Annotated in this window: 10 protein-coding genes; 6 read left to right on the forward strand and 4 right to left on the reverse strand. The window is 73.2% G+C overall.

The features are described from left to right. The first annotated feature begins 24 nt into the window (after nucleotides 1-24). The gene (locus tag CP968_RS06125; protein ID WP_150517020.1) at nucleotides 25-582 is read left to right on the forward strand and encodes a GNAT family N-acetyltransferase; all 558 of its coding nucleotides are present in this window, start codon (nucleotides 25-27) and stop codon (nucleotides 580-582) included. Nucleotides 583-657: 75 nt separating this feature from the next. Here the strand turns inward: CP968_RS06125 and CP968_RS06130 are convergent, their stop codons facing one another. Continuing rightward, a complete protein-coding gene (locus tag CP968_RS06130; RefSeq protein ID WP_229886244.1) occupies nucleotides 658-2,325 on the reverse strand; it encodes a glycoside hydrolase family 71 protein in 1,668 nt (555 codons plus the stop codon). A gap of 750 nt (nucleotides 2,326-3,075) precedes the next feature. Here CP968_RS06130 and CP968_RS06135 point away from each other — a divergent pair. The 3 genes from CP968_RS06135 (at nucleotide 3,076) to CP968_RS06145 (ending at nucleotide 6,248) form a co-directional block, all read left to right on the forward strand. Continuing rightward, the gene (locus CP968_RS06135) at nucleotides 3,076-3,525 is read left to right on the forward strand and encodes a hypothetical protein (RefSeq protein WP_150517021.1); all 450 of its coding nucleotides are present in this window, start codon (nucleotides 3,076-3,078) and stop codon (nucleotides 3,523-3,525) included. 282 nt (nucleotides 3,526-3,807) lie between these two features. Then, complete coding sequence (locus CP968_RS06140; protein ID WP_150517022.1) at nucleotides 3,808-5,244, forward strand: sulfatase family protein; 1,437 nt, start codon at nucleotides 3,808-3,810, stop codon at nucleotides 5,242-5,244. Nucleotides 5,245-5,303: 59 nt separating this feature from the next. Then, nucleotides 5,304-6,248 carry a formylglycine-generating enzyme family protein gene (locus tag CP968_RS06145; protein ID WP_150517023.1) on the forward strand — a complete coding sequence of 315 codons (945 nt, stop codon included), beginning with the start codon at nucleotides 5,304-5,306 and terminating at the stop codon, nucleotides 6,246-6,248. 271 nt (nucleotides 6,249-6,519) lie between these two features. On the opposite strand, the gene CP968_RS06150 is transcribed toward CP968_RS06145, so the two are convergent. From CP968_RS06150 to CP968_RS06160, 3 genes are all read right to left on the reverse strand, one after another. Continuing rightward, a complete protein-coding gene (locus CP968_RS06150) occupies nucleotides 6,520-8,739 on the reverse strand; it encodes an NADP-dependent isocitrate dehydrogenase (RefSeq protein WP_150517024.1) in 2,220 nt (739 codons plus the stop codon). A 254-nt stretch (nucleotides 8,740-8,993) separates the two neighbouring features. After that, nucleotides 8,994-9,347 (reverse strand): DUF805 domain-containing protein, encoded by a 354-nt coding sequence (locus CP968_RS06155; RefSeq protein WP_150517025.1) that lies wholly within the window; start codon nucleotides 9,345-9,347, stop codon nucleotides 8,994-8,996. A gap of 318 nt (nucleotides 9,348-9,665) precedes the next feature. After that, complete coding sequence (locus CP968_RS06160; RefSeq protein WP_150521757.1) at nucleotides 9,666-10,481, reverse strand: chitosanase; 816 nt, start codon at nucleotides 10,479-10,481, stop codon at nucleotides 9,666-9,668. A gap of 573 nt (nucleotides 10,482-11,054) precedes the next feature. Here CP968_RS06160 and sigK point away from each other — a divergent pair. Together sigK and CP968_RS06170 are read left to right on the forward strand one after the other, a co-directional pair. Next, the gene (gene sigK / locus CP968_RS06165; protein WP_150521758.1) at nucleotides 11,055-11,579 is read left to right on the forward strand and encodes an ECF RNA polymerase sigma factor SigK; all 525 of its coding nucleotides are present in this window, start codon (nucleotides 11,055-11,057) and stop codon (nucleotides 11,577-11,579) included. Next, entirely contained in the window at nucleotides 11,576-12,295 is a 720-nt protein-coding gene (locus tag CP968_RS06170; RefSeq protein ID WP_150517026.1) for an anti-sigma factor, read from the forward strand. Before sigK ends, CP968_RS06170 begins: the two co-directional genes overlap by 4 nt. Nucleotides 12,296-12,370: the final 75 nt, after the last annotated feature.

Consider the following 12,370-nt stretch of genomic DNA (forward strand, 5'->3'; position numbering starts at 1 on the left):
TCCGGCGGCGGCGAGGATCGCGCCATGCCCGTCTTCCTGGAAACCGTCCGGCTCGCGCTCGTCCCGTTCACGCCGGACGACGTCGACCACCTGCTCGCGCTCGACAACGATCCCGACGTGATGCGCTTCATCAACGGCGGCCGGCCCACCAGCCGCGAGGCGATCCTCGGCCGGACCCTGCCGCGGCTCCTGCACGAGCACCCGCGCTTCGGCACCCGCGGCTACTGGGCGGCCCGGGAGAAGGACACCGGCGCCTTCCTGGGGTGGTTCGAGTTCCGGCCGCCGGACGAGGACCGCCCGACCACCGTCGAACTCGGCTACCGGCTCGGCAGGGCCGCCTGGGGCCGCGGCTACGCCACGGAGGGCGCACGCGCACTCGTCCACGAGGGCTTCACCCGGCTCGGGGTCGAGCGGGTCACGGCCAACACCATGGCGGTCAACCGGGCATCGCGCCGGGTGATGGAGAAGACCGGCCTGCGCTTCCTGCGCAACTACACCGAGGACTGGCCGGAGGCGATCCCCGGCTCCGAGCACGGCGAGGTCGAGTACGTGCTCACCCGCGCCCAGTGGGAGCAGCGCTGAGCGGGCCGCCGCCGCGTGCGGGGACCGCCCGCGCGGCCCCCGCACGAGGGTGACCGAGGCCCCGCGGGGGAGGGCCTACGACCCCCGGCCGCTGGTGGCCGCGTAGTACTGGAGGTCCTGCACCTCCACCGAGCGGTCCGCCGGGTAGGGCAGCTCCACCTCGGCCCGGGTGCGGCCCTCGCGCACCACCTCGGCCGAGCTGGTGCCGGGCTTCAGCGGCAGCAGCTCGGAGTGCAGCCCGGCCGGCGCCTCGTGGGTGTCCTTCGCGGAGCCGACGGCCGTACGGACGACCGCGGGCGCGGCGAGGAAGCTGAGCACCTCCACGGAGTCCCGGGGTGCGGCGCTGCCGCGGCGCAGGGACATCACCAGCGACTGGTCGCCGGTGGGGTCGGCCGCGGCGAACTGGGTCCGGGCGGTGAGGTAGAGCGTGTCCCGGACGATCGCGGGCCAGCTGCCGGTCTTGAACCGGGTCAGGTAGTAGGAGGTGAGGTCGAGGTAGGCGTAGCCGTTGTGCAGGGACGGGGCGAACTGGCTGCCCTCGGAGTAGTCGTTCCAGGTGGTGAGCTGCACCCAGTCGGCGCCGTCCTCGATGGCGTGGGTCCAGGTCGCGCGCAGGGTGGCGGTGTTCCCGGCCTCGTCGTAGATCCCCTGGTTGGGCCGGGCGTCCTGCACGGAGACGGGCTGCATCCAGATCTTGCCCAGGTCGTGCGCGCGGCGGACGTCGCGGGTGTTGCCCTCCTGGCCGACGTAGCTGCGGCTGCCCCACTCCGAGAAGCCGTAGCTGATGGGGGCGAACTCGGCGCTGTGCGCGCCGAAGTCGAGGAAGAGGGGGACGAAGGCGGTGCGGACCCCGTGCCGGGACTGGAGGATGTCGAGCGTCCGGGTCCACCAGGCGGCGCTCTTCTCCTCCGCCTTGAACGGCGAGACGACGAGGCGGCCGTCGGCGAGCCGGTGGGCGGCGGGGGCGGAGCCGAGGGTGGCGATGGCCTCGGCGAGCACGGCCGGGTCGTCCGTCTTCAGCGAGGTCATGTCCGGCATCAGCATGATCTTGAAGGCGGGGTCGACCGAACGGGCCGCCGCCATGAGCAGGTTGGAGCGGTCCCAGTTCTTGCCGGAAAGGGAGAGCAGGTCGAGGGTGAAGCCGTCGATGCCCGCCGCGCGGGCCGTGCGCACCTCCTGTTGGAGGTTGGCGTACTCCCAGTCGCCGCCCTTCGGCTGGACGGGCAGCGGCCGGTCGCGCAGCAGGCCGCCGTAGCGCTCGTGCTTGCCGCTCTCGCCGTCGGGGTCGAGGTAGTTGCGGGTGTAGTAGTCCGCGTCGGCGCTCGCGTTGTCGAGGGAGAGCGGGTACGGGGTGAAGTAGTGGGCGAACACCAGCTTCCTGCCGGCCGCGCCCGAGCGCAGGGCGGCGGGCTGGGGCAGGTCGAAGGGCAGCGCGCCGGTCGGGCGGGCGGCCGCGGAGCCGGTGGGCGCGGCCTGCGGCCGGTCGGCGCCGCCTGGCGTCGGGCTCGGAGCGGGTGCGTCGCCCGGCTCCGCGGTGGCGGCGGGCGGGGCGGCGGGGGTGGCGCCGGGATCGGAGGGTCGGGGGGCGCCGGCCCCGGGCGCGGCGGCGGCGCGCGGACCGGCCGCGGCGAAGGGGTCCCAGGCGATGCCGGTGGCGGCGCACACCCCGACGAGGAGGAACGCGGAGAGGAGCAGCAGGAGGGGTTTGCGGCCTCGGAAGCCCGGTCTGCGCCGGTGGGACACGGGCCGCGCCGCACGCCGGGCCGCCCCGCGGCTCGCACGACGGCCCGCTCCCCGGTCCGCCCGCCCATCCGTCCGCCGGTCCGCTCCCATGCCGACCCCTCCCCGGAATATGCCCCGAGTGGGGGCTGCTCAGCAGTAGAACCCAATACCGGCGCCCGGACAACCGCTCCCGGGACGGACCGCCGGGTGCGTACGTCAGGGGGGCGACGGGAAATACGCCGGGCGCGGCCCCGCGTCTCCACGTCGCCGACACGGGCACGCGGCCGCCCGGACCGACCCGTTCGTACCCACGGGTAATGCGCGGGTGCGAATCCGGGCACTCACGCACGGTGCCGAGCTGCACCGATCGACCCCGCCCCGGAACACCGGCTTCCCGAGCGCACACGCACCCGCCACGCCCGGGGCGGACGCCCGCCGACGGCGCGCCGCCGCCGGCCCGCTCCGCCTCCGCACCCCGCGGTCCCGGCCCGCGGGCCGTCCCGCCCGGCGGGCCGAAGGCGGCTCCAATGGCCTTCCACCGGAACGGATTTGGCCGGACCCGACGGCCGATCGGCCGGCAGGGGAGCACGTGTCCGGCGGCGGCCCGCGACCGCGGCGCCGCCCTCGCCCGCTCCTCCTGAAAGACTGGTCAAGGCTTTCCATGGAATGCGAAATTCCCCTGGTCTTCCGACGCACGTGGCGCATAATCATCGTCACGCGGCGTGAAACAACTCTCCTGCCGCAGTGGTCACGCATGCAATGGGGGGCATCGTGCCGATCGGGGAATCCGGTTCCACCGGAGTTCTGCCGGCTACTTCCACCGAGCTGTCCCGGCTGCTCACCGCCGTCCGGCGGGGACGGGTGGTGACGGTGACCGGGGGGTTCCGCGAGCCGCGGAGCCTGCTGGTCCGCGAGATGGCGCGGCGGCTCGCGTCGAACTTCTGCGACGGGGTGGCCGTCGTGTCCATGGACCCGCTGCTCGGGTTCCTCGGGATCCGCGAGCTGGCCGCCGAGCTGGGCTTCCCCTCGTGCGGGCCGGCGAACGCCGCCTCGTGGCTGGCCGAGCGGGACATGCTGCTCGTCCTGGACGGCGCCGAGCAGCTCGCTCCGCAGGCCCGGACCTGGCTGCGGGAACTACTGGGCGTCGCACCGGGGTTGCGGATCCTCGCCGCCGGTCGTCAGCCCCTGGGCTTCGGCCAGGAGCGGGTCCACCACCTCTGACCCCGGCACCGCGCCGCGCACGGGCCCGCTCCCGGGGCCCGTGCGCACGGTTCGCGGGCACCCGCCCGATCCGCGCACCCGCGCCCGATCCGCGCGCCCGCACCCGGTTCGCGGCGGCGCGTTACGTGCCCGGCACACCGCCGCCACGGCACTGCCATACCGGCGCCACAGCGCCGCCACAGCCCAGCTCTAGGGTCTGACCTGCGGGTTTCGGCGGCGTACGGTGCGGCCGGAATCCGGTACGCCGTACGTCACCCGCCCCCGCACGTACAGGAGAGTCCCGTGAGCGAGCACCCCCGCACGCCCCGCACCGGCACCGTCGGCCGGCGCGGCTTCATCGCCGGCGCGGCCGCCGTCGCCGCCTCGGCCACCGCCACCGCCACCGGCCTCGCCCACCCGGCCGCCGCCGCGGCGGCGGCCGGGAACGGCTCCGCGGCAGCCGCCCGCCCCAACATCCTGCTCATCGTCACCGACGACCAGCCCAAGCACACCGACTGGGCCATCCCCCAGACCATCGACTGGCTCGGCGGCCACGGCGTCACCTTCACCCACGGCCACTCCGCCACCCCGCTGTGCGCACCGTCCCGCTCCTCGATCTTCTCCGGACGGCACGCCCACCACCACGGGGTGCGCAACAACGCCGCCTCGCACAGCCTCGACCAGTCGACGACCGTGCAGCGCCACCTGGCGCAGGCGGGCTACCGCACCGGTCTCTTCGGCAAGTACCTCAACTCCTGGACGCTGGCCGACAATCCACCGCACTTCGAGGAGTTCGCCCTCCTCCAGCCCGGTTACCACAACGCCCGCTGGAACGTCGACGGCACCGTCCAGCAGCTCTCCGGCTACACCACCAACATCGTCAAGAACCGGACGCTCGCCTTCCTGGACAAGTCGACCACCGACACCCGGCCCTGGTTCGCCTACGTCACCCCGTACGCGTCCCACGCGCCCAACACCCCCGCGCCCAAGTACGCCGAGACCCCCGTCCCGGCCTGGAACGGCCGCCCCTCGGTCCCCGAGGACGACCGGTCCGACAAGCCCCCGTACATCCGCAACGCCACGTCGACCCTCGACGACGGCCGCGAGACCCGCACCCGCCAGCTGCGCAGCCTGCTCTCCGTGGACGACGCGGTCCAGGCCATCCGCGAGAAGCTGGCCGCACTGGGGCAGTTGGAGAACACCCTCGTGATCTTCACCGGGGACAACGGCTACACCTGGGCCGACCACGGCTGGACCAAGAAGTCCGTGCCCTACTCCCCCGCCCACGAGGTGCCGTTCTACCTGTCCTGGCCGGCCCGCGGGCTCGGCGGCGGCACCACGGACCAGCGCATCGTCGCGAACATCGACATCGCGCCGACGATCCTGGACGCGGCCGGGATCGCCCGGCCCGCCGGCCAGGACGGGCGCTCGCTGCTCGGCCCGGCCGCCCGCGACCACCTGCTCGTCCAGTGGTGGAAGCAGGGCACGGGCGCCGAGGGACCCACGTCCTGGGCCTCGTACGTGGCCAAGGAAAAGCAGTACACCGAGTACTACGACCTGCACACCGACGCCGCGGGCAACGTCTCCGGCACCGGGCAGGTCACCTTCCGGGAGTACTACGACCTGGCGGCCGACCCGTACCAGCTGAAGAACCTGCTGTACCAGGCCACCCCCGCACAGGAGCAGGCGCTCGGCGTGCCGGCACTGGCCGCGCAGTTGGCCGCCGACCGCTCCGCCTGACCCGGCAACCGCCCGCTCGACCCGTACCGCCGCAACCACCGGCCCCAGGAGTGAGATCCATGCCGCCCGAGCCCTGCTGCACCCCCGGCCGCGCGCCGGCCGCCCTCGCCCTGACCCCGGCACCGCGGTCCGCGCCGGCGGCGGACCCGGCGGTGGCGGACCCGGCGGTACGGCGGGCCGCCCGCGACCTGGTGGACATCGCGGGCGGCCGGTTCCTGATGGGCACCGAGGACCCGGACGGGTTCGCCGCGGACGGCGAGGGCCCGGTACGGGAAGTGGTGGTCGGGGCGTTCCGCATCGCCCCGACCACCGTCACCAACGCGCAGTTCGCCTCGTTCGTGAAGGCCACCGGGCACGTCACGGAGGCGGAGTCCTTCGGCTTCAGCTTCGTCTTCGCCGGGTTCCTCGCGCCCGCTCTCGCCGCGGCGTCCCCCGCGGTGGCCGGCACCCCGTGGTGGCGGGCGGTCGACGGCGCCGACTGGCGCCGCCCCGAGGGCCCCGGCTCCTCCTTCGCGGCCCGGCAGAACCACCCCGTCGTGCACGTCTCCTGGCACGACGCCCTGGCCTACTGCGCCTGGTCGGGCACCCGGCTGCCCGGCGAGGCCGAGTGGGAGTACGCGGCGCGCGGCGGCCTGGAGGGCAGGCGCTACCCGTGGGGCGACGAGCTGCGGCCAGGCGGCCGCCCCATGTGCAACATCTGGAACGGAGACTTCCCGGCCCACAACACCCGGGAGGACGGATACGCGGGCACCGCCCCCGCCCGGTCCTTCCGCCCCAACGGGTACGGGCTCTACAACACCGTCGGCAACGTGTGGGAGTGGTCGGCGGACCGGTTCGCGGAGCACGGCCCGGAGCGGACCATGCGCGGCGGCTCCCACATGTGCCACGACTCGTACTGCAACCGCTACCGGGTGGCGGCCCGCACCCGCAACACTCCGGACAGCTCGGCGGGGAACATCGGCTTCCGCGTGGCCGCCGACGTCCCGGCCCGGTCTGCGCCCTAGTACAGCTTGGTCACCGCGGTGCGCAGCGTCTTCTTCCAGGCGGCCACGGGCGGCTCGCCCCAGTAGCTCGACCACAGGACCAGCGTGACGGTGTCCCCGTCCCGGCCCACGCCCCACAGGTAGGTGAAGTCGGGTCGCTCGTGGGCGTTGGCGTTGGCGGCCCGGACCCCGGCCCCTCCCGTGCGGTCACGGCGCCGCGCGGGAGGGCGCGGGTACGCCGCTGCCCCGGCCGGGAGGACCCGGCCGGGGCAGCGGCATTGCGCAGCGGGGGTCAGCCCAGCAGCGCGAGCGCCTTGTTCAGCGTCGCGGACGGCCGCATGACCGCCGTGGCCTTGGCGACGTCGGGCTGGAAGTAGCCGCCGATGTCGGCCGGGGAGCCCTGCACCGCGATGAGCTCGCCGACGATGGTCTGCTCCTGCTCGGCCAGGGTCTTGGCGAGCGGGTCGAAGGCGGCCGCCAGCTTCGGGTCGTCGATCTGGCGGGACAGCTCCTGCGCCCAGTACAGGGCGAGGTAGAAGTGGCTGCCGCGGTTGTCGATGCCGCCCAGCTTGCGGCTCGGCGACTTGTCCTCGTTGAGGAAGGTGCCGGTCGCGCGGTCCAGGGTGTCGGCCAGCACCTGGGCGCGGGCGTTGCCGGTGGTGGTCGCGAGGTGCTCGAAGGAGACGGCCAGCGCGAGGAACTCACCGAGGGAGTCCCAGCGCAGGTAGTTCTCCTTGACGAGCTGCTGGACGTGCTTCGGGGCGGAGCCGCCGGCGCCGGTCTCGAAGAGGCCGCCGCCGTTCATCAGCGGGACGACCGACAGCATCTTCGCGCTGGTGCCCAGCTCCAGGATCGGGAAGAGGTCGGTCAGGTAGTCGCGCAGGACGTTGCCGGTCACCGAGATGGTGTCCTCGCCGCGGCGGATGCGCTCCAGCGAGAAGGCGGTGGCCTCGACCGGCGACAGGATCTTGATGGTCAGGCCGTCGGTGTCGTGGTCGGCCAGGTAGGTGTTGACCTTGGCGATCAGCTGCGCGTCGTGGGCGCGGTCCTCGTCGAGCCAGAAGACGGCCGGGTCGCCGGTGGCGCGGGCGCGGGTGACGGCGAGCTTGACCCAGTCCTGGATCGGCGCGTCCTTGGTCTGGCAGGCGCGGAAGATGTCGCCCTGGGCGACCTCCTGCTCCAGGACCGTGGTGCCCTCGGCGTCGACGAGGCGGACGGTGCCCGCGGCGGCGATCTCGAAGGTCTTGTCGTGGCTGCCGTACTCCTCGGCCTTCTGGGCCATGAGGCCGACGTTCGGCACCGAGCCCATGGTGGCCGGGTCGAAGGCGCCGTGGGCGCGGCAGTCGTCGATGACGGCCTGGTAGACACCGGCGTAGCTGCTGTCCGGGAGGACGGCGAGGGTGTCGGCCTCGGCGCCGTCCGGGCCCCACATGTGGCCGGAGGTGCGGATCATGGCGGGCATGGAGGCGTCGACGATGACGTCGGACGGGACGTGCAGGTTGGTGATGCCCTTGTCCGAGTCGACCATCGCGAGGGCCGGGCCCTCGGCGATCTCGGCGTCGATGGAGGCCTTGATCGCGGCGGCGTCGGGCAGGGAACCCAGGCCGGCGAGGATGCTGCCGAGGCCGTCGTTGGGCGACAGGCCGGCGGCGGCGAGGGTCGCGCCGTAGCGGGCGAAGGTCTTCGGGAGGAAGGCGCGGACGACGTGGCCGAAGACGATCGGGTCGGAGACCTTCATCATCGTGGCCTTGAGGTGCACGGAGAACAGCACGTCCTCGGCCTTGGCGCGCTCGATCTGGTCGTTCAGGAAGGTGCGCAGCGCGTCCACGTGCAGGACGGAGGCGTCCACGACCTCACCGGCGAGGACCGGTACGGATTCGCGCAGGACGGTGGTCTTGCCGTCGGTGTCGACGTGCTCGATGCGCAGCGTGCCGGCCTCGGCGATCACGGCGGACTTCTCGGTGGAGCGGAAGTCGTCGGCGCCCATCGTGGCGACGTTCGTCTTCGACTCGGAGGTCCAGGCGCCCATGCGGTGCGGGTGGGCCTTGGCGTAGTTCTTGACCGAGGCGGGGGCACGGCGGTCGGAGTTGCCCTCGCGCAGGACCGGGTTGACGGCGCTGCCCTTGACCTTGTCGTAGCGGGCGCGGGTCTCGCGCTCCTCGTCGGTCTTCGGGTCGTCCGGGTAGTCCGGCAGTGCGTATCCCTGGCCCTGGAGCTCGGCGACCGCGGCCTTGAGCTGCGGGATCGAGGCCGAGATGTTGGGCAGCTTGATGATGTTGGCGCCCGGGGTCTTCGCCAGCTCGCCGAGCTCGGCGAGGGCGTCGGCGATGCGCTGGCCCTCTTCCAGGTGCTCGGGGAAGCTGGCGATGATCCGACCGGCCAGGGAGATGTCACGGGTCTCGACGGTCACTCCGGCCGTCGACGCGTACGCCTGGATGACAGGCAGGAACGAATGCGTCGCCAGGGCCGGGGCCTCGTCGGTGTGCGTGTAGATGATGGTCGAGTCAGTCACCGGATGCTCCGCTCCACAGTCTGCGTCTCTCGTCTGCAACATTGCTCGACATCAAGATATCTCGTGATCGGGCCGCTCAGGACAGCCCCCTGCCCCGAACCGCGGGAGACGCGCGTCACGCCCTGTCCGCAACGGCGAGAGCGCCGCCGCGGCTGTTTCCAGTCGCGGCGGCGCTCTCGGGCCCGGCGTCCCGCGGGCCCGTCGGGCCGCTCAGGTCGCTCGGGCCGACCGGGTCGGGGCCCGGGTGGTGCGGATCAGGCGTGGACGGCCTTCGGGCTCGGGCCGTACTCGTTGGCCTGGGGCTGGCCCTCGGTGGCCGTCAGGACGAGCAGCCAGATGCCGCCGACCAGCGGGACGAGGGCGATGAAGTACCACCAGCCGGACTTGCCGAGGTCGTGCAGCCGGCGGACGACGACGGCCAGGGTCGGCAGGAAGGTGCCGAGCACGTACAGGCCGACGAGCAGGGGGCTGGTGCTCAGTACGGCGTCGAGGATCGAGAGGACGATGACGATGCCCAGGTTGAAGAGGACGAACATCCAGTACTCCTGGCGGCGGGCGCGGCCGGAGAAGTCCACGTACTTCTTCAGAACGTCGGTGTAGTGGTGCATGGGTCCCCCCAGAGGACGGTTGATCGGGCCCGTCCTGCTGGAGCAAGCCGGGGCAGAACTTATGCCCGCCTTACAACAGGGTCAAGCCAGTTCCGAGGAGCCCGAAATCGGCCACGGGGAGAGATTTCCGGCACTGCGCACCCGTGACGGGACCACCGAAGTGCCCCTATGTCCACGGAAGTTCGGAAAGTCCCTCTCGTTCGCCTCCCGGCCGCCCGGAGAAGCGCACTGATCGTTACCCACATCGTTACCACCTCGCGACACCGCGGCCCGGTTCCGGGGAAGACCGGGAACCGGGCCGCGGAGCGCCGGCGCGCGTCAGCCGATGTGGAAGGAGTCCCCGTAGACCTTCCAGTCGAGCGGGGTGTTGAGGTTCAGGTTGCCCTTCTTGACGAAGACCCGCTGGGCGGTGTCGACGCGACTGGTGTCGCTGTGCGCCTCCTCCTGCTTCATGGCCCAGACCCGGGCGTCGAGGAAGGCGTTGAGGTAGGCGGTCTCACTGCCGCCCTGGGCCGGGGTCTTGGCCTTGGCGAGGGCCTTCTTGCGGATGTTGCGGAAGCTGGTGGAGTCGGACCCGTCGCCGTGCATGACGATGGCGTCGTAGTAGATGAACTGGCCGAGCACGCCGATGCCGTCGGACTTGCCCTGCTGTACGGCCGGGTTGAAGTAGACCCGGTCGCGCTCGCGGTCCTGGGCCTTCTTGAAGTCGGCGTCCTGGGCCGCCTTGGCCCAGTCCTTGGTGAAGTTCGGGTCGAGCCCCGCGTGCGAGTCGGTGCCGTCCACCTTGCGGAGGGCCGGCAGGTACTTGGCGAGCACGTTGCCCGGCTTGACCTGCGTGTAGTACTCGACGAGGTCGAGCATGTCGCCGGTGCCCGAACAGAAGCCGATGATGCCCGCCGTGTAACCGCGGCCGTCGTCGATGTCCTCGATGTACTTGTACTGCGCCTTCCAGTCCAGCGAGGAGTTCTCGGCGCTGGAGACGATCTGCATGGCGATCTCCTTCTTCGCCGGATCGTCGAGCCCGACGGCCGCGGCCGCGGCGACCGCACTCCCGGTGGGCGCGGGGGCGGGAGCGGTGGCGTGCGCGGCGACCGGTACGGCGAGCAGCGCGCTGCCGAGCAGGGCGGCTGCCATCAGCGTCTTGCGGTGAGGGGTGAACACAAGGCCTCCAGAAGGGAGTTGAGGCTTTCCCGATTTCGTTAGGAAACTTTACTACCAGACCGCCCGGCTCCTCAAGACCCTCGACCGGGACCGGCGGCGGGGGCGGCCGGAGGGGCGGATGCGAGGGCGGGGCGCCGCCGGGGCCGAGGGGAGGACCGGGTCGCGCTCCGGCGCGCACCCCCCGTACGGGCGTTCGATCCGGCCGCGGCGGGGATTCCGCCGGAAACCGGGCAGAAGGCCGGCGGGCGGCGGCCCCGGAAGACCGGCGGCGGACCGTCCCGGGGCGGGTCCCCGAAGCCGCCGAATCCTTTCCCCCGGCGACCAATCCAGGACCGCGCGGGCTCCGAAACCAGAGATGTCATCCCCGGGGCCCGGCCCCGGGCCCTCCCCGACGCCCCGCACCGACGCCCGCAGCGAAGGAACAGTCATGACGTGTACGCGCAACCACCCGCCGGCCCGTCCGGGTACCCCGGGGCGGGCGGCGTGAGGCAGCAGGCCGCGTTCAGCCCGCCGGACCGCCCCGGCGCACCCGACCTGCCCGCCCTCATGGAACGGATCTCCCGCGGCGACGAGGACGCCTTCGCCGCGCTGTACGACGCGGTCGCGGGCCCCGTCTTCGGCATCGCCGTCAAGGTCCTGCGGGACCGGGCCCAGTCCGAGGAGGTCGCCCAGGAGGTCATGATCGAGGTGTGGCGCCAGGCCCCGCGCTACCGCTCCGACAAGGGCTCCGTCATGACCTGGGTGATGACCATCGCCCACCGCCGGGCCGTGGACCGGGTGCGCTCCGCGCAGGCCGCCACCGCCCGCGAGCAGGACACCGCCGCGCGCGAGCACAAGCGCCCGTACGACGAGGTGAGCGAGCAGGTGGAGGTCCGGCTGGAGAGCGAGCAGGTGCGCCGCTGCGTCCGCGGCCTCACCGAGCTGCAGCGCCAGGCCGTCACCCTCGCCTACTACGGCGGGCTGACCTACCGCGAGGTCGCCGAGACCCTGGACACCCCGCTGCCCACGATCAAGACACGCCTGCGCGACGGGCTCATCCGGCTGCGCGACTGCATGGGGGTGACCGCATGACCACCGATTCCGACCACCTGCACGCGCTGTCGGGCGCGTACGCCGTCGACGCGCTGGAGCCCGGCGAACGCGAGGCCTTCGCGCACCACCTGACCCGGTGCACGGTGTGCGAGCAGGACGTACGGGAGTTTTCCGCGACGGCCGCCCGGCTCGGTTCGGCGGTGGCCCTGGCCCCGCCACCGCGGATGCGCGCCGAGGTGCTGGCCCGGATCGAGACGGTCCGCCAACTGCCCCCGGCCCGGCGCGGCATGGTCGCGCTGCGGCGCCGGGCGATCCCGCTCGCCCTCGCCGCCTGCCTGGCCGGCGGGCTGGCGGGCGGCGTGGCCCTGGGCGGCACCGCCCTGTGGCCGCGCTCCGAGTCCCGGCAGCCGGACCGGGCCCTGCAGGACCTGGCCGCGGTCATCACGGCCCCCGACGCCCGTACGGTCACCGGACGCTCGGCGGAGGGCGCCACCGCCTCCGTGGTCGTCTCCGCCCGCCAGGGCAGGGCGGTGTTCCTCGGGTCGGGGCTGCCGGCCGCGCCCGCGGGCAAGACGTACCAGCTGTGGTTCGCCGACGGCGCCGTGATGCGTCCCGCGGGGCTGCTGGCCGGCGACGGCGGCACCCTGATGACCGGCTCCCCCGCCGGGGCGACGGCGGTCGGCCTGACGTTGGAGCCGGCGGGCGGCTCGGCGCGGCCCACCTCGGCCCCGCTGATGCTGATGACCCTGGCCTGACCGGCCGAAGGGCCCGCGGACGCGCCCGCGGGTCGCGCGCCCGCCCGTGCACCGCGGGCCGGCGCGGGGCCCGCG

Origin of the sequence: Streptomyces subrutilus (genome assembly GCF_008704535.1) — a bacterium.
Taxonomy (GTDB): Bacteria; Actinomycetota; Actinomycetes; order Streptomycetales; family Streptomycetaceae; genus Streptomyces; species Streptomyces subrutilus.